This window comes from Nocardia grenadensis (assembly GCF_050942415.1).
Lineage (GTDB): Bacteria > Actinomycetota > Actinomycetes > Mycobacteriales > Mycobacteriaceae > Nocardia > Nocardia grenadensis.
In genome coordinates this window covers 5709813-5729809 of sequence record NZ_CP192054.1, presented here as the reverse complement: position 1 = coordinate 5729809, position 19997 = coordinate 5709813, and the positions used below count along the sequence as shown (strand labels likewise).

Sequence of the window (19997 nt, the reverse complement as noted above, 5' to 3'; positions counted from 1 at the left end):
GGCGGCACCGCCGCCGAACCCGGTTGGTGACACGGCCGTGCTTCGGTAGATTGGATCGGTGGTCAGGAGTCGACGCCCGGGTGCGATGGCACGGTGGCATGGGGCACCGGGTGTGCCGGGTGGTACGGGGCACCCGATGTAACGGCTCCGGCTTCACAAACGGATAACTCCGATGGACATTTCTGCCTGAGCAAACGAGAAGTGGGCCTGGAACCGCGGTTGCCGCGCTGTCGGCGGTGCGCGTCGCAATCCGGGTGTTGACGGGAAGCGCACGCGTGCGTTCCGGAAGTGAGGTTACGGTTGGACCGGCTGGACAACGGCGGGAACGGTACGGACAGTGGCGCAGCAGCCACGGACGGGAGCCTGTTCCCGCTGTCGCCCGCGCAGCTGGGCATCTGGTATGCGCAGTACCTGGACCCGCAGGTTCCGATCAATATCGCGCAGTACGCCGAGTTGCGCGGTGAACTCGATGTCGACACCCTGAGCCGGGCCGTTGTCGCCGCCTCCTTCGAGATGCGTTCCTCCTTCCTGCGCATCGTCGAACGCGACGGCGAGCCGTGGCAGTGGGTGGACTATTCGATCGCCGACCACGAGCGGGTCGGCTATATCGATCTGCGCGACGCCGACGATCCGGCCGCCGCCGCCCAGGAGTGGATGCAGACCGAGTACAGCCGTCCCCTGGATCCGACCCGGGATCGGCTGGCCGTCTTCTACGCTCTGCAGCTGGGCGACGAACACTGGTACTGGTACTCGCGCGTCCATCACATCGCGATCGACGGTCTCGGCGCGATGACCGCGGTGAACCGGGTCGCCGAGCTGTACACGGCCTATCGCAACGGAACCGAGCCGGCGCCGGCCAAGGCCGCGACGCTGGGCACGCTGTACGAGCAGGAAATCGCCTATCGCGGCAGTGCCCGGTTCGAGGCGGACAAGGAGTACTGGGCCGAACGCGTCACGGGACTCGAAGCGGGCAACGGTCTCACCGGCCGGACGGCTCCGCCGGCGGCACGCAAGGGAGTGCGGCGCGCGGCATTCACCGATGACCGGCAGGCCGCGCTGGACGCGGCCCTCGCCCGGCGTGATTCCACCTCAGCCCAGGAACTGCTGGCCGCGTTCGCCGCCTACCTGGCTCAGGTCAACGGCACCGACGAAGTGATCCTGAGTCTGCCCGTCACCGCGCGGGTCACGGCGGCCATGCGCCGCTCGGCCGGCGTGATGTCGAATATCGTGCCGCTGCGGCTGCGCGTCGGATACGGCACCACGGTGGCGGAGCTGCTGCGGCAGGTCCAGCTGGAAGTGGCCGGAGCCCTGCGCCACCAGCGCTATCGGAGCGAGGACATCCGCCGCGACGCGGGCGCGAGCACGACAACGTTCGGTCCGCTGGTCAACATCATGCTGTTCGACGACGAGATCGTCCTCGGTGAAACGGTCGGCACCCTGCAGGTGTTGACCACCGGCATCATCAACGATCTCAGTGTCAACCTCTATCAGTCGATGCGCGGCACCCGGCTGAATCTCGACTTCGAGTTCAATCCCAATCTCTACACGACTGCCGAGGCGGACCGGCACCACACGCGTTTCCTGGACTTCTTCGACCGTTTCGTCGCCGCCGGAACCGATACGGCGGTGTGGGAGCTGGATCTACCCACCGCGGCCGAGCGCACCCGGACCCTGGTGGAGTGGAACGATTCGGCGCGGGCGGTACCGAATGCCACCCTGCCCGACCTGCTCGCCGAACAGGCGGCGCGTACACCCGACGCGATCGCCGTTGTCGCCGAGGACCGGACGCTCACCTATACCGAATTCGCGGGCCGGGTCAATCGGCTGGCGCGCCATCTGGTCGAAGCCGGGGTGGGCCCGGAAACGCCGGTGGCGATCGCGATGCGCCGGTCGGCCGAGCTGGTGGTGGCGATCCACGCGGTCGTCACCGCGGGCGGTGCGTATGTGCCGCTGGATCTGGATCATCCGGCCGAGCGCATCGACTATGTGCTCGATACCGCCGCACCGCTGTGTGTCCTGACGAGTAGCGCGGATGCGTTCGATACGGCGCACTGTCCGGTGGTGGTGGTCGACGAGATCGATCTGTCGGGGTACGCGGATACAGCGCTTTCCGATGCCGATCGGCGGGCGCCGTTGCATGCGTCGAATCTGGCTTATGTGATCTTCACATCTGGTTCCACGGGTCGTCCCAAGGGCGTGGCCGTCTCGCATTCGGCGATCGTGAACCAGGTCGCGTGGATGCTGGCGCAGTATCCGATGGGTTCCTCGGACGCGTATCTGCAGAAGACCGCGACGACGTTCGATGTATCACTGTGGGGCTACTTCCTGCCGTCGGCGGCGGGTGCGCGGCTGGTGGTCGCGTCCCCGGACGGTCACCGGGACACCGAATATCTCGCGCGGACGATCGCCGAGCAGAACGTCACGGTGACGGACTTCGTTCCGTCGATGCTGGGTGTGTTCGCCACGCATACCGGGGCGGGGTCGATTCCGTCGCTCGAGCATGTATTCGTCATCGGTGAGGCGTTGCCGCCGGAGACCGTGACGGCGATGCACGCGATTTCCGATGCGACCGTGCACAACCTCTACGGTCCGACCGAAGCCGCGGTCTCGATCACGTACTGGCAGGCCACGGGTGCGGAGACCGGCAGTGTGCCGATCGGCGTGCCGGAGTGGAACAGCCGGGTCTACGTACTGGATTCGCGGTTGCGGCCGGTGCCCCCCGGTGTGGTGGGTGAACTCTATCTCGCGGGTGATCAGCTGGCTCGCGGCTATGTGTCCCGTCCGGATCTGTCGGCCGATCGTTTCGTGGCCAGCCCATTCGACGCCGGTCGGCGGATGTACCGCACCGGCGACCTGGTGCGGTGGAATTACGTCACCGTCGATGCGCACAGCGAGAGCCTGCCGGTACTGGAATACCTGGGTCGTACCGATTTCCAGGTGAAGTTCCGTGGTCAGCGGATCGAACTCGGGGAAATCGAGTCGGCGCTGCTGGCCCGGCCGGTGGTCAGCCAGGCCGTGGTGACCGTCGCTGCCTCCGATCTCGGCGAACAGCTGGTCGCCTATGTCGTTCCGGCGCCCGGTGCGCAGGTCGATTCCGCCGCGCTGCTGAGCTCGCTGCGTGAGGTGTTGCCGGTCTATATGATTCCGGCCGCGGTCGTACAACTGGACGCGTTCCCGCTGAACACCTCCGGCAAGCTGGACCGTAAAGCGCTGCCCGCGCCGGTATTCGAGGCCCGGGAGTTCCGGGCGCCGTCGACCCCGGTCGAAGAGATAGTGGCGCGGGTCTTCGCCGAGGTTCTCGGTGTCGAGCGGATCGGCGCCGATGACGATTTCTTCGCTCTCGGCGGTAACTCGCTGGTCGCGACGCAGGCCGCGGCCCGCCTCGGTGCGGCGCTGGATACCCGGGTGCCGGTGCGAATGCTGTTCGAGGCACCCACGGTGGCGGCGTTGGCGGTGCACGTCGATACGCAGCACGAGACGGGTACCCGACTGCCGCTGGTCCCGCAACCGCGTCCCAGCCAGGTCCTCCCCACGGGCGAGGTCGTGGAGCGGGTGCCGCTTTCGCTGGCGCAGCAACGTCTCTGGTACATCAACCAGTTCGATCCCACCATCCCGGCCTACAACGTGCCGTTCGTGATCCGCATGCACGGCCGGGTGAACCTGGCGGCACTACAGGCCGCTCTCAACGATGTGATGGCCCGCCAGCAGTCGCTGCGGACCATCTACCCCGAATCCGAGGACGGCGGCTACCAGCTGGTGCTGCCGATCGATCAGCTCGAAACCGATGCTCCGGTGGAGTCGATCGATGTGGCGGAACTGCCCGCCGTGCTGGCCGAATTCGCGGCCATCGGTTTCGATGTGACCCACGAACTGCCGTTCCGCTGGCGGATCTACGAGGTCTCGGGTGGTCGCGCCAACGGGCACCCGGAATACGCCGTCGCCTTCGTACTGCACCATATCGCCGCGGACGGCTGGTCCATGGGACCGCTGTCGCGCGAATTCGCCGCCGCGTACCTGGCGCGGGCGGCCGGCTCGGTCCCGGAACTGCCCGCACTGCCGGTGCAGTACCTCGACTACAGCATCTGGCAGCGCGAGATGCTGGGTTCGGAATCGGATCCGGAATCCATCGCCGCCCGCCAGATCGCCTATCACCGGGAGCATTTGGCGGGCCTGCCCGACCAGCTGGGACTGCCCACCGACCGGCCGCGGCCCCCGATGCAGAGTTTCCGCGGCGGCCGGGTCTCCCTCGATATCGACGCGGAGATGCACGCCCGGCTGGACACGCTGGCCCGGGAACAGGGCGCCACCCTGTTCATGGTCTTGCACGCGTCGCTGGCGGTGCTGCTGGCCCGACTGTCGGGCAGCACCGATATCGGTGTGGGCACACCCGTCGCCGGCCGCGGTGAGGCCGCCCTCGACGACCTGATCGGTATGTTCGTCAATACCCTGGTGTTGCGCTCCGAGGTGGACGGCGGACAGACGTTCACCGATCTGCTGTCCGATACCCGTAAACGGGACCTCGCGGCATTCGCGAACGCGGATGTGCCGTTCGAGCGGATCGCGGAACTGGTGAACCCGTCGCGTTCGCAGGCCGCGCATCCGCTGGTGCAGGTGATGCTCTCGTTGCAGGAGCTTTCGCACGCGGCCCTGGAGATACCCGGACTGTCGGTCGACGCGGCCGAGATCGAACTCGATATCGCCAAATTCGACCTGGTCTGGACGGTCACCGAGAAGCGCGGCACCCACGGTGAGCCGACCGGTATGGACCTGGTGCTCTCCTATGCCACCGACCTGTTCGACGAGTCCACCGTCCGCTCCTTCGTGACCCGCTGGCAGCGCCTGCTGTCCGTGATCGTCACCGAGCCGCAGATCCGGCTCGAGCAGATCGAGATCATGGACGATGCCGAGCGCGCCGAGCTCACCACCCGCAGCGGTGGCCCGGCCGAAACGCCCCGGACACTGCCGGAACTGCTGAACGTCGCGGCACAGACCGATCCCGACGGTATCGCGGTGATCGCCGACTACGAGTCGCACACCTACGCCGAACTCGATACCGCGTCGAACCAGCTGGCCCGGGTCCTCATCGAGCGGGGCGCCGGACCGGAACTCACGATCGCCCTGGCACTGAGCCGGTCCTGGAGTTACCAGCTGGCCCTGTGGGCCATCGCCAAATCCGGTGCCGTGCTGGTCCCCATCGATCCGACCTACCCGGCCGACCGGATCATCCATATGGTCACCGATTCCGGTGTGGCCCTGGGTATCACCGAGGAAGCCGAACTCCCCGATCTGCCCGAATTGGCCGGCGGCTGGATCGACCTGGACGATCCGGAATTCGCCGCCGAGATCATGGCCAGTTCGGCGGCGCCGATCACCGACGCCGATCGGCGCGCACCGCTGCGCACCGCGAATACGGCGTACATGATCTACACCTCGGGGTCGACCGGTGTACCGAAGGGTGTCGCGGTCACCCACGCGGGTCTGCACAACTTCAGCACCGAACAGGTGCAGCGTTTCGGCCTGGACCCGTCCACCCGGGCACTGGCTTTCGCCTCCCCGTCGTTCGACGCCTCGGTGCTGGAACTGTTGCTGGCCGTCGGCGCGGGCGGCACCCTGGTCATCGTGCCGCAGATGATGTTCGGCGGTGCGGAACTGGCCGATCTCATCGAGACCACCGGGGTGACCCATGCCTTCCTGACCCCGTCGGTACTCGCCTCACTCGATCTCGACGCGATGTCGGACGTGCGGGTCGTCATCACCGGTGGCGAGGCGGTCCAGCCGGAACTGGCCGCCCGCTGGGCGGCGACCTCGGACCGTTCCCTCTTCAATGCCTACGGCCCCACCGAGGCCACCGTCGCGACGAATATCAGTGACCGACTGCGTCCCGGTGATCCGGTCACCATCGGTGGCCCGGTGCGCGGTATGCGGGCACTGGTGCTGGACGGCCGGTTGAACCCGGTACCGGAAGGTGTCACCGGTGAGCTGTATGTCGGTGGTATCCAGCTGGCCCGCGGCTACCACGCCCGGCCCGCGCTGACCGCCGGTCGATTCGTCGCCGACCCGTACGGCGAGCCCGGCGACCGCCTGTACCGCACCGGCGACGTGGTGCGCTGGCGGCGGGACCGTACCGGTTCGCTGGTCGTGGAATATGTGGGCCGTAACGACTTCCAGGTGAAGGTTCGCGGTTTCCGGATCGAGCTCGGCGAGATCGATTCCGCGCTCACCTCGCACGACACCGTCGATTTCGCGGTGACCGTGGGACACGAGAGTGTCTCCGGCGCGATGTCGCTGGCATCCTATGTCGTTCCGGCCTCGGGGGAGTCGGTCGACACCTCCGCTCTGGCCGCGCACGTCCAGGAGCGGTTGCCCGCCTACATGGTGCCCTCGTCGATCATGGTGCTCGACGAGATCCCGCTGACCCCGGCCGGGAAACTGGATCGCCGGGCGCTGCCCGTACCGCAGTTCCGGTCGCATACCTTCCGGGCCCCGGTCACCCCCATCGAGGAGATCGTGGCCGGGATCTTCGCCGAGGTACTCGGCGTCGAACGGGTTGGTATCGACGACGATTTCTTCGAGCTGGGCGGTAACTCGCTGATCGCGACCCAGGTCGCCGCGCGGCTCGGCGCCGCGCTCGATACCCGCGTCCCGGTGCGCACCCTGTTCGAGGCCTCGACCGTGATGGCGCTGGCCACGCGGATCGAGTCGCATGTCGGTGAGGGTGCGCGTCAGGCGCTGGTGGCGCGCAGCCGCCAGGAGGAGATCCCGCTGTCGCTGGCGCAGCAGCGGATGTGGTTCCTCAACCGGTACGACACCGAATCGGCGGTCAACAACATCCCGATCGCGATCCGGATGTCCGGTGATCTCGATGTGGCCGCCCTACAGGTGGCCTTCATCGATGTGATCGACCGGCACGAATCGTTGCGGACCGTATTCCCGGATACCGGCCGCGCACCCGTCCAGGTGATCTTGGACGCTGCCCAGGTGGTTCCGGACCTGACCCCGTTCCGGATCCGCGAGGACAAGCTGATCGATCATCTGATCGATCTGGCGACAATGGCCTTCGATGTCACCGTCGAGGTGCCTCTGCACGCCCGGCTCTTCGAGATCGACGAGACCGAGTACGTCCTCGGTATGGTCGTGCACCATATCTCCGCCGACGGCTGGTCGATGGGACCGTTGGCCCGGGATGTGATGGCCGCCTACGCGGCCCGCATCAGCTGGGAGCCCCCGGCGTGGGTGAACCTCTCGGTGCAGTACGCGGACTACGCGTTGTGGCAGCGCGAAGTGCTGGGTTCGGAGGACGATCCCGATTCGCTGATCTCCGGCCAGGTCCGGTACTGGAAACAGGAACTGGCCGGGCTGCCCGACGAGCTGGTACTGCCCGCCGACCGGCCGCGCCCGGCGGTGTCCTCCTTCCAGGGTGGCGTCCATTCGTTCGTGATCGGCCCGGAGCTGCGGCGCCGGGTGGTGGAACTGGGCCGCCGGCACAATGCCTCACCGTTCATGGTCGTGCACAGTGCGCTGGCCGTACTGCTCGCGCGCATGACCGGGGAATCCGATATCGCCGTCGGTACTCCGGTGGCCGGTCGTGGTGATGCCGCGCTGGAGAACCTGGTCGGCATGTTCGTCAACACCCTGGTGTTGCGAACCCAGGTCCGCAGCGGGATGACCTTCGCCGAACTGCTGGCCGAGGTCCGGAATACCGATCTGCAGGCGTTCGCGCACGCCGATGTACCGTTCGAACGCCTGGTGGAGGTGCTGAACCCGGCACGTTCGCAGGCGCGGCATCCGATCTTCCAGGTCGCGTTGTCGTTCGAGAACCTGCCGGACCGGCATTTCGAATTGCCGGACCTGCGGGTGGCTCCGGTCGATTTCGAGACGGGCCTGGAGAAGTTCGATCTCTCGCTCAATCTCCGCGGCATGGGCGAGGACACCGACGCCGGTATGCTCGGCGAACTCTCGTACTCCCGGGATCTGTTCGATCACGCCACGGTGGAAGGTTTCGCGGACCGGTTCGCGCGGTTGCTGCGCGAGGTCGTCGAGGCGCCGGGGACCGCGGTCGGTGATCTGGAAATCCTGGCGGCGTCCGAGCGCGCTCTGGTGCTGGCGGAGTGGAATGCGACCGAGCATGCGCTTCCGGCGGGGTTGTTGCTGGATGGGTTCAATGCCGCGGCAGCCGCGCATCCGGATCGGGTGGCGGTCTCGTTCGAGGGGACAGGTCTGTCCTATGGCGAGTTCGCGGGTCGGGTGAATCGGCTCGCGCGGCATCTGATCGCGCAGGGTGTCGGGCCGGAGACCCTTGTGGGGTTGTTGGTGTCGCGGTCGCTGGATCTCGTGGTCGGTATGTATGCGGTGGTGGCTGCGGGTGGTGCGTATGTGCCGTTGGATCCGGCGCATCCGGTGGAGCGGATCGGCTACATCCTGGATACGGCGTCGCCGTTGTGTGTGTTGACGACTACGGCTGATTCCGGTGCGGTGCCCGAGGGGACGGGTGTGCCGGTCCTGGAGTTGGACACTCTCGAGACCGGTGGTTACGACAGCGCGCAGGTGACCGATGCGGATCGGTTGTCGTCGGTGCGGCCGTCGAATACGGCGTATGTGATTTTCACGTCGGGTTCGACGGGGCGTCCGAAGGGTGTGGCGGTTCCGCATTCGGCGATCAGTAATCAGGTCGCGTGGATGCTGGCGGAATATCCGTTGGGTGCCTCGGATGTGTATTTGCAGAAGACCGCGACGACGTTCGATGTGTCGTTGTGGGGTTATTTCCTGCCGTTGGCTGCCGGTGCGCACCTGGTGGTGGCGACTCCGGACGGTCACCGGGATACCGAGTACCTGGCGCGGGTTATTGCCGAGCAGCGGGTGACGGTGACCGATTTCGTGCCGTCGATGCTGGGTGTGTTCGCTGCCCATACTGCGGCGGGTTCGATTCCGTCGCTCGAGCATGTGTTCGTGATTGGTGAGGCGTTGCCGCCGGAGACGGTGGCGGCGATGCACGCGATTTCTGATGCGGCTGTGCATAACTTGTATGGTCCGACCGAGGCTGCGGTGTCGATCACGTATTGGCAGGCGTCCGGTGATGAGTCGGGCAGTGTGCCGATCGGTGTGCCGCAGTGGAACAGCCGTGTGTACGTGTTGGATTCCCGTCTCCAGCCGGTTCCTGCGGGTGTGGTGGGTGAGTTGTATCTCGCGGGTGATCAGTTGGCTCGTGGTTATGTGACTCGTCCGGATTTGTCGGCGGACAGGTTTGTGGCGAGCCCGTTCGATCCCGCGGAGCGGATGTATCGGACCGGTGACCTGGTGCGGTGGAGCCGGGTCGAGGCTTCGGTGGAAGGCCGTACGGAGTCTCTGCCGGTGTTGGAGTATTTGGGTCGTACCGATTTCCAGGTGAAGTTCCGTGGTCAGCGGATCGAGTTGGGGGAGATCGAGTCGGCGTTGCTGGCGCAGCCGGTGGTGAGCCAGGCTGTGGTGACCGTTGCCGCCTCTGATCTGGGTGAGCAGCTGGCCGCCTATGTCGTTGCGGCGCCCGGTGCGCAGATCGATTCCGGAGCGTTGCTCGAAGCCCTGCGTGATGTGTTGCCGGTGTACATGATCCCGGCCGTGGTCATGCAGTTGGATGCGTTCCCGTTGAACACCTCCGGCAAGCTGGACCGTAAAGCGCTGCCCGCTCCGGTGTTCGAGGCCCGTGAATTCCGCGCCCCGTCTACCCCGATCGAGGAGATCGTGGCGGGCGTGTTCGCCGAGGTCCTCGGTGTACAGCGGGTCGGTGTAGACGACGATTTCTTCGCCCTGGGTGGTAACTCGCTGATCGCGACGCAGGTGGCGGCGCGTTTGGGTGCGGCGTTGGGTACCCAGGTGCCGGTGCGGATGCTGTTCGAGGCCTCCACCGTGGCGGCGCTGGCCGCCGCGGCGGAAACCGCCGCCGGCCGGGGGGATCTGCCGGCGCTGATGCCGCGGGAACGTCCGGAGCGGGTGCCGTTGTCGCTGGCGCAGCAGCGGATGTGGTTCCTGAACCGTTTCGATCAGCAGTCGGCGGCCTACAACCTGCCGATGGCGATCCGGCTGTCGGGCGATCTCGATATCGCCGCGTTGCGCGCGGCGGTCGCCGATGTGGTGGGCCGGCACGAGGTGTTGCGCACGGTGTACCCGGAGACCGATTCCGGTCCGGTGCAGGTCGTCCTTCCGTCCGCGGAGGCGACGCCGCGACTCCAGGTCCGCGCGGTCGCCGCCGCGGATGTGGTGGCGGCGGTGACGGAGTTGGCTTCGGCGACCTTCGATGTCACGGCCGATGTGCCGTTGCGGATGGCGTTGTTCGAGGTGGGCGCGACTTCCGCGGCCACCGGCGAGGCCGTCTCCGGTGAGTTCGTGCTGGCGATGGTGGTCCACCACATCGCCGGTGACGGTTCGTCGGCCGGGCCCTTGACCCGGGACCTGATGACCGCCTACGCCGCTCGGGTCGCCGGCGAGGTGCCCCGGTGGGCGCCGCTGCCCGTGCAGTACGCCGACTACAGCATCTGGCAGCGCGAACTGCTCGGCGACGAATCCGATCCGGAGTCGCTGGCGGCGCAGCAGGTCGGATACTGGCAGTCGACGCTGGCCGGTATACCCGACCAGCTGGATCTGCCGGCGGATCGGCCGCGCCCGGCCGCACAGTCGTTCACCGGTGGCCGGGTCGAGGTCGCTATCGATGCCGAGACCCATGCCGGTTTGCAGCGGGTCGCTCGGCAGCAGAACGCGACCCTGTTCATGGTCATGCACTCCGCCCTGGCGGTGCTGCTCTCGCGGCTGTCCGGAACCGAGGACATCACCATCGGAACGCCGGTGGCGGGTCGTGGCGAGCAGGCTCTCGACGATCTGATCGGTATGTTCGTGAACACCCTGGTGTTCCGGACCGAGCTCGATCGCGGCGAGTCGTTCGCGGATCTGTTGTCGCGGCAGCGTGAGGTCGATATCGCGGCGTTCGCGCACGCAGATGTGCCGTTCGAGCGGCTGGTCGAGGTGCTCAACCCGGCGCGATCCACGGCACGGCATCCGTTGTTCCAGGTCGGTTTCTCGTTCCAGAACCTGGCCCAGGCGCTGCTGGAACTGCCGGGCCTGACGGTCTCCGGAATGGAGGTCGACACCGGGATCTCCCAGTTCGACCTGCATCTGATCGTCGCGGACGACTACGACCGCGACGGTGCCCCGCAGGGCGTGCGCGGCCATCTGACCTATGCCACCGATCTTTTCGACCACGCCACTGCGCAGGAATTCGTTGGTCGGTTCATCCGGTTGCTGAGTGAGATCGTCGCGGCACCGGATACCGCGGTCGGGCAGCTGGAGATTCTGGCTCCGGCCGAACGGACGGCGCTGGCGGCCCGTAACGACACTGTTCGGGAACTGGATTCGGCGGCGACCCTGGTGTCGCTGTTGGATGCGTCGGTCGCGGCCACGCCGGATGCGGTCGCGTTGGTTGCTGCCGATGGTTCCGCGGTCACCTATGCGGAGTTGGGTGCTCGGGTCAATCGGTTGGCGCGGTATCTGATTTCGGTGGGTGTGGGTCCGCAGGATCGGGTTGTGCTGGGGTTGCGGCGGTCGGTGGATTTGGTGGTTGCGATGTATGCGGTCGCCACTGCCGGTGGTGTGTATGTTCCGGTGGATCCGGATCAGCCTGCGGAGCGAACCGGTTACATCCTCGATACCGCGGCACCGGTGTGTGTGCTGACCAGCGGCGCCGATGGCGACAGTCTCCTCGCCGGTGTCCCGTCGGTGGCCGTGGACACTCTCGATCTCGGCGATTTCGACGCGGCGCCGGTGTCTGATGTCGAGCGTGTGGCGCCGTTGCGGCCGTCGAATACCGCTTATGTGATTTTCACGTCGGGTTCGACGGGTCGTCCGAAGGGTGTGGCGGTTCCGCATGCGGCGGTTGTGAACCAGTTGCGTTATCTCGTCGCCGAGTTCGGGTTGGGCGCGACGGATGCGGTGTTGTTGAAGACCGCGGCGACGTTCGATTTGTCGGTGTGGGAGTTCTGGTCGGCGGCGGTGTCCGGTGGTCGGTTGGTGATCGCGGAGGCCGATGGGCATCGGGATCCGTTGTATCTGAATGAGCTGATGGCTCGGGAACGGGTGACTACATTGGCGGTTGTTCCGTCGATGTTGGATGCGTTGTTGAGCACGGGTGAAGGCTTGCCGGGCTCGTTGCGGCGGGTGTTGGCTATCGGTGAGGCGCTGCCGGCGGCGACGGCGCGCAAGGTGCTTGCCGAGTTCGCGGGTGTCCGGTTGTTCAACTTGTATGGTCCGACCGAGGCGGCGGTGTCGATCACCACGCATGAGGTGACCGAGGCCGATCAGGGTTCGGTGCCGATCGGTGTGCCGCAGTGGAATTCGCGTGTGTATGTGTTGGATTCGCGGTTGCGGCCGGTGCCCGATGGTGTCGCGGGTGAGTTGTATCTGGCGGGTGTGCAGTTGGCGGATGGGTATTTCGGGCGGCCGGATCTGAGTGCGGATCGGTTCGTGGCGGATCCGTTCGTGGTGGGGCAGCGGATGTATCGCACCGGTGACGTGGCTCGCTGGACTGCGGCGGGTGAGCTGGATTATGTGGGTCGGTCCGATTTCCAGGTGAAGGTTCGTGGTTTCCGGATCGAGCTGGGGGAGATCGAGGCGGCGTTGTTGGCGTTGCCCGAGGTCGCGCAGGCCGCGGTGCTGGTCGCCACGGATCCGCGGACCGGGGATCGGTTGGTCGGGTATGTGGTGTCCGGCGGTGGAGCGGGTCTGGATGCTGGGCGTATGCAGTCCGAACTCGGGCAGCGGTTGCCGTCGTACATGGTGCCGTCGGTGTTCGTGGAGTTGGATGCGTTGCCGTTGAATGTCAACGGGAAGCTGGATCGTAAGGCGTTGCCCGAGCCGGTGTTCGAGGCGCGGGAGTTCCGGGCGCCGTCGACTCCGATCGAGGAGATCGTTGCCGGTGTGTTCGCCGAGGTTCTCGGTGTGGATCGGGTGGGTGCGGAGGATGATTTCTTCGCTCTCGGTGGTAACTCGTTGGTCGCGACGCAGGTCGCGGCGCGGTTGGGTAAGGCGTTGAACACGACGGTGCCGGTGCGGGCTCTGTTCGAGGCGTCTACGGTGGCCGGGCTGGCGGTTCGGGTGGAGCGGCACGCGGGTTCGGGTGGGCGTAGTGCCTTGGTGCCGCAGTCGCGTCCGGAGTTCGTGCCGTTGTCGTTGGCACAGCAGCGGATGTGGTTCCTGAACCGTTTCGATCCGGAGTCGGCGGCTTACAACTTCCCGTTGGCGATCCGTTTGTCGGGCGATCTCGATGTGGACGCGCTGCGGCAGGCGGTCACCGATCTGGTGGAACGGCACGAGACATTGCGGACCCGCTACCCGGCGGGTCCGGACGGCGTGCCGTATCAGGAGGTCCGGCCGGCCGCGGAAGCGATCGCCGGGGGGCTCGCCGTCGAGTCCACCGATGATGTGGTGGCCCGGGTCGGCGACCTGATGTCGGCCGGTTTCGATGTGACGGCCGAGGTGCCGTTGCGGGTGGCGCTGTTCCAGGTCGACGGCACGGCCGACGAGTTCGTGCTGGCGATGGTGATCCATCACATCGCCGGGGACGGTTCCTCGGTGGGCCCGCTGACGCGGGATCTGATGACCGCTTATGCCGCGCGTACGGCCGGGGATGCCCCGGGATGGGCGCCGTTGCCGGTGCAGTACGCGGATTACAGCATCTGGCAGCGTGAGCTGCTCGGTGACGAGACCGATCCGGAATCGATTGCGGCGCAGCAGGTCGGTTACTGGCAGTCCGCGCTGGCCGGCGTGCCGGATCAGCTGGATCTGCCGATGGACCGGCCGCGTCCGGCGGTGCAGTCCTTTGCGGGTAGCCGGGTCGAGGTCGCCCTCGATGCCGAGACCCATGCCGGTCTGCAGCGGGTCGCGCAGCAGCAGGGTGCGACGCTGTTCATGGTCGTGCACTCCGCGCTGGCGGTGCTGCTGTCGCGGCTGTCCGGAACCGAGGACATCACCATCGGAACGCCGGTCGCAGGCCGCGGTGAAGCGGCCCTCGATGATCTGATCGGTATGTTCGTGAACACGCTGGTGTTCCGGACCGAGCTCGATCGCGGCGAGTCGTTCGCGGATCTGTTGTCGCGGCAGCGTGAGGTCGATATCGCGGCGTTCGCGCACGCGGACGTGCCGTTCGAACGCCTGGTGGAGGTCCTCAACCCGGCGCGTTCGCAGTCGCGGCACCCGTTGTTCCAGGTGGGGCTGACGTTCCAGAACCTGGCGCAGTCGAGTCTGGAACTGCCGGGCCTGACGGTGTCGGGTGTGGATGTCGATGCCGAGATCTCGCAGTTCGATCTGAACCTGATCCTCGGCGATTCCTATGACGAATCGGGTGTGCCGCAGGGTGTTTCGGGTTATCTGACCTATGCCACGGCGTTGTTCGATCACGCCACGGTGGAAGGCTTCGTCGATCGGTTCGCGCGCCTGCTGCGGGAGATCGTGTCCGCTCCCGAAACCGCCGTCGGTGATCTGGAGGTTCTCGCCCCGGTCGAGCGCGCTCGGGTGCTGGCGGAGTGGAACGCGACCGAGCATGCGCTGCCGGCGGGGTTGTTGCTGGATGGGTTCAATGCGGTGGTGGCCGCGTATCCGGATCGGGTGGCGGTTTCGTTCGAGGGGACGAGTCTGTCCTATGGCGAGTTCGCGGGCCGGGTGAATCGGCTCGCCCGTCATCTGATCGCCGAGGGTGTGGGGCCGGAGACTCTCGTCGGGTTGTTGGTTTCCCGGTCGCTGGATCTCGTGGTCGGTATGTATGCCGTGGTGGCGGCCGGTGGTGCGTATGTGCCGTTGGATCCGGCGCATCCGGCGGAGCGGATCGGCTACATCCTCGATACGGCGTCGCCGCTGTGCGTGCTGACCACCACTGCCGACGCGGGTGCGGTGCCCGAGGGGACGGGTGTGCCGGTGCTGGCACTGGACACCCTCGATCTGAGTGATCGTGATACCGCACCGGTTACCGATATCGATCGGGTGTCGCCGGTGCGGCCGTCGAATACCGCGTACGTGATCTTCACGTCCGGGTCCACGGGCCGGCCCAAGGGTGTAGCTGTTCCGCATTCGGCGATCAGCAATCAGGTTGCGTGGATGCTGGCGGAGTACCCGCTGGATGCCTCGGATGTGTACCTGCAGAAGACCGCGACCACGTTCGATGTGTCGCTGTGGGGTTACTTCCTGCCGCTGGCTGCCGGTGCGCACCTGGTGGTGGCGACGCCGGACGGTCACCGTGACACCGAGTACTTGGCGCGGACGATCGCCGAGCGCAGCGTCACGGTGACCGACTTCGTGCCGTCCATGTTGGGTGTATTCGCCGCCCATACGCGGGCAGGTTCTATCCCGAGTCTCGAGCATGTGTTCGTGATTGGTGAGGCGTTGCCGCCGGAGACGGTGGCGGCGATGCATGCGATTTCTGATGCGGCTGTGCATAACCTCTACGGTCCGACCGAGGCCGCGGTGTCGATCACGTATTGGCAGGCGTCCGGTGATGAGTCGGGCAGTGTGCCGATTGGTGTGCCGCAGTGGAATTCCCGTGTGTATGTGTTGGATTCGCGGTTGCGGCCGGTTCCTGCGGGTGTGGTGGGTGAGTTGTATCTCGCGGGTGATCAGTTGGCTCGTGGTTATGTGACTCGTCCGGATTTGTCAGCGGATCGGTTTGTGGCGAGCCCGTTCGATGCCGGTCAGCGGATGTACCGGACCGGTGATCTGGTGCGGTGGAGCCGGGTCGAGGCTTCGGTGGAAGGCCGTACGGCGTCTCTGCCGGTGTTGGAGTATTTGGGTCGTACCGATTTCCAGGTGAAGTTCCGTGGTCAGCGGATCGAGTTGGGGGAGATCGAGTCGGCGTTGCTGGCGCAGCCGGTGGTGAGCCAGGCTGTGGTGACGGTGGCGGCGTCCGATCTGGGTGAGCAGCTGGCCGCCTATGTGGTGCCCGCCCCCGGCGAACAGATCGTTACGGCTGCGCTGCTGGACGCATTGCGTGAGGTGCTGCCGGTCTACATGGTCCCGGCCGTGGTGATGGAGCTCGATGCGTTCCCCTTGAACACTTCGGGCAAGCTGGACCGTAAGGCTCTGCCGGCGCCGGTGTTCGAGACCCGGGAATTCCGGGCACCGTCGACTCCGATCGAGGAGATCGTTGCCGGTGTGTTCGCCGAGGTCCTCGGTGTCGAGCGGATCGGCGCGGATGACGATTTCTTCGCTCTCGGCGGTAACTCGCTGATCGCGACGCAGGTCGCGGCGCGGTTGGGTGCGGCGTTGGGTACGCAGGTGCCGGTGCGGATGCTGTTCGAGGCCTCCACCGTCAGCGCGCTGGCCGCCGCGGCGGAAACCGCCACGCGCCGCGGAAACCTGCCCGTTCTCGCACCGCGCGAGCGTCCGGAGCGGGTGCCGTTGTCGCTGGCGCAGCAGCGGATGTGGTTCCTGAACCGGTTCGACCAACGGTCCGCGGCCTACAACCTGCCGGTGGCGATCCGGTTGACCGGTGCACTGGATGTCGAGGCACTGCGTGCGGCTGTCGCGGATGTGCTGGAACGACACGAATCATTGCGGACCCGGTACCCGCTCGGCGCCGGGGACCTGCCGTATCAGGAAGTTCTGCCGGCCGCACAGGTGATCGGCGGGATGGAGATCGCCGCCGCGGACGATCCGGTGGCGCGGGTCGCCGAACTCATGTCGGTCGGCTTCGATGTCACCGAACAGGCGCCGGTACGGGTGCTGCTGCTGACCACCGGACCCGACGAATGGGTGCTGGCGATGGTGGTGCACCACATCGCCGCCGACGGTTCCTCGGTGGGCCCGTTGACTCGGGACCTGATGACCGCCTATGCGGCACGGGTGACCGGCGAGGCCCCGGGGTGGACGCCGTTGCCGGTGCAGTACGCGGATTACAGCATCTGGCAGCGTGAGCTGCTCGGGGACGAATCCGATCCGGAATCGATCGCGGCACAGCAGGTCGGTTACTGGCAGTCCGCGCTGGCCGGAGTGCCGGATCAGCTGGACCTCCCGGCGGATCGGCCGCGCCCGGCGGTACAGACCTTCGCCGGTGGTCGCGTGCGGTTCGCGATCGACGCGGAAACCCATGCCGGTTTGCAGCGGGTCGCCCAGCAGCAGAACGCGACCCTGTTCATGGTCGTGCACTCCGCGCTGGCGGTGCTGCTGTCCCGGCTGTCCGGCAGCGACGACATCACCATCGGTACCCCGGTGGCGGGCCGCGGTGAACGGGCGCTGGACGATCTGGTCGGTATGTTCGTGAACACGCTGGTGTTCCGGACCGAGCTGAATCGTGGGGAAGCGTTCACCGATCTGCTCCGCCGGCAGCGGGAAATCGATATCGCGGCGTTCGCGCACGCCGATGTGCCGTTCGAACGCCTGGTCGAGGTACTCAACCCGGCGCGGTCCACAGCACGGCATCCGCTGTTCCAGGTGGGGCTGACATTCCAGAACCTGGCACAGTCGGTGCTGGAACTCCCGGGCCTGACGGTCTCCGGTATCGATACCGATACCGAGATCTCGCAGTTCGATCTGAACCTGGTCCTGGGGGATACCTATGACGCTGCCGGGGCACCGGAGGGTCTGGCCGGGTATTTGACCTATGCCACGGCCCTGTTCGATCACGCCACGGTGGAAGGCTTCCTGGGCCGGTTCGCGCGGTTGCTGCGCGAGATCGTGTCCGCTCCCGAAACCGCTGTCGGTGATCTGGAGATCCTGGCAACGTCCGAGCGTGCTCGGGTGCTGGCGGAGTGGAATGCCACCGAGCATCGGCTGCCGGCGGGGTTGTTGCTGGATGGGTTCAATGCGGTGGCGGCGGCGTATCCGGATCGGGTGGCGGTTTCGTTCGAGGGGACGAGTCTGTCCTATGGTGAGTTCGCGGGTCGGGTGAATCGGCTCGCGCGGCATTTGATCGCCGAGGGTGTGGGTCCGGAGACCCTTGTCGGGTTGTTGGTGTCGCGGTCGCTGGATCTCGTCGTGGGTATGTATGCCGTCGTTGCCGCGGGTGGTGCGTATGTGCCCCTGGATCCGGCGCATCCGGTGGAGCGGATCGGCTACATTCTCGATACCGCGGCACCGCTGTGTGTGTTGACGACTACCGGTGATTCGGCTGCCGTGCCCGAAGACACCGCTGTCCCGGTGCTGGCGTTGGATGGCCTGGATGTCTCCGGGTACGCCGATTCCGTGGTGGCCGATGCGGATCGGCGTGCGCCGGTGCGGCCGTCGAATACGGCGTATGTGATTTTCACGTCCGGCTCGACGGGGCGTCCGAAGGGTGTGGCGGTTCCGCATTCGGCGATCAGCAATCAGGTTGCGTGGATGCTGGCGGAATACCCGTTGGATGCCTCGGATGTGTACCTGCAGAAGACGGCGACGACGTTCGATGTGTCGTTGTGGGGTTACTTCCTGCCGCTGGCTGCCGGTGCGCACCTGGTGGTGGCGACTCCGGACGGTCATCGGGATACCGAGTACCTCGCAAGGACGATCGCCGAGCAGCGGGTGACGGTCACCGATTTCGTGCCGTCGATGTTGGGTGTGTTCGCTGCGCATACTCCGGCGGAAGCCCTGCGCAGTCTCGAGCATGTGTTCGTGATCGGTGAGGCGTTGCCGCCGGAGACGGTGGCGGCGATGCACGCGATTTCTGATGCGGCTGTGCATAACCTCTACGGTCCGACCGAGGCCGCGGTGTCGATCACGTATTGGCAGGCGACCGGTGATGAGTCGGGCAGTGTGCCGATTGGTGTGCCGCAGTGGAATTCCCGTGTGTATGTGTTGGATTCGCGGTTGCGGCCGGTTCCTGCGGGTGTGGTGGGTGAGTTGTATCTCGCGGGTGATCAGTTGGCTCGTGGGTATGTGACGCGTCCGGATTTGTCAGCGGACAGGTTTGTGGCGAGCCCGTTCGATGCCGGTCAGCGGATGTACCGGACCGGTGATCTGGTGCGGTGGAGCCGGGTCGAGGCTTCGGTGGAAGGCCGTACGGCGTCTCTGCCGGTGTTGGAGTATTTGGGTCGTACCGATTTCCAGGTGAAGTTCCGTGGTCAGCGGATCGAGCTGGGTGAGATCGAGTCGGCGTTGCTGGGCCGGCCGGTGGTGAGCCAGGCTGTGGTGACGGTGGCGGCGTCGGATCTGGGTGAGCAGTTGGTCGCCTATGTGGTGCCCGCACCCGGCGAACAGATCGATTCCGGTGCGCTGTTGGATGCGCTGCGTGATGTGTTGCCGGTCTACATGATCCCGGCCGTGGTCATGCAGTTGGACGCGTTCCCGTTGAACACCTCCGGCAAGCTGGACCGTAAAGCGCTGCCGGCTCCGGTGTTCGAGGCCCGCGAGTTCCGCGCCCCCTCGACCCCGATCGAAGAGATCGTCGCCGGTGTGTTCGCCGAGGTCCTCGGTGTCGAGCGGATCGGTGCGGATGATGACTTCTTCGCCCTGGGTGGTAACTCACTGATCGCCACCCAGGTCGCGGCGCGTTTGGGTGCGGCGTTGGGCACGCTGGTGCCGGTGCGGATGCTGTTCGAGGCCTCCACCGTGGCGGCGCTGGCCGCCGCGGCGGAAACCGCCGCCGGCCGGGGGGATCTGCCGGCGCTGATGGCGCGGGAACGTCCGGAGCGGGTGCCGTTGTCGCTGGCGCAGCAGCGGATGTGGTTCCTGAACCGGTTCGATCAGCAGTCGGCGGCCTACAACCTGCCGATGGCGATCCGGTTGTCGGGCGATCTCGATATCGCCGCGTTGCGCGCGGCGGTCGCCGATGTGGTGGGCCGGCATGAGGTGTTGCGGACGGTGTATCCGGAGACGGAGTCGGGTCCGGTGCAGGTGGTGTTGCCGGCTGCGGAGGCGTCACCGCGTCTGGAGGTGCGGTCGGTTGCTGCTGGTGATGTGGTGGCGGCGGTGGCCGGGTTGGGGTCGGCGGGTTTCGATGTGACGGTCGAGGTGCCGTTGCGGGTGGCGCTGTTCCAGGTCGACGGCACAGCCGATGAATTCGTGCTGGCGCTGGT

The 19997-nt window shown here is 66.4% G+C and carries 1 protein-coding gene (only partly in view); it reads left to right on the top strand.

Annotation, left to right across the window (positions count from 1 at the left end; translation table 11 throughout):
* The first annotated feature begins 288 nt into the window (after positions 1-288).
* A protein-coding gene (locus tag ACQPYS_RS26030; protein ID WP_433491084.1) for a non-ribosomal peptide synthase/polyketide synthase crosses the window boundary here: on the top strand, positions 289-19997 show its 5' end (the start). The gene runs 43324 nt beyond the window's last position; 19709 of the gene's 63033 nt are visible here — the first part of the coding sequence; its start codon is at positions 289-291; the stop codon falls past the right edge of the window.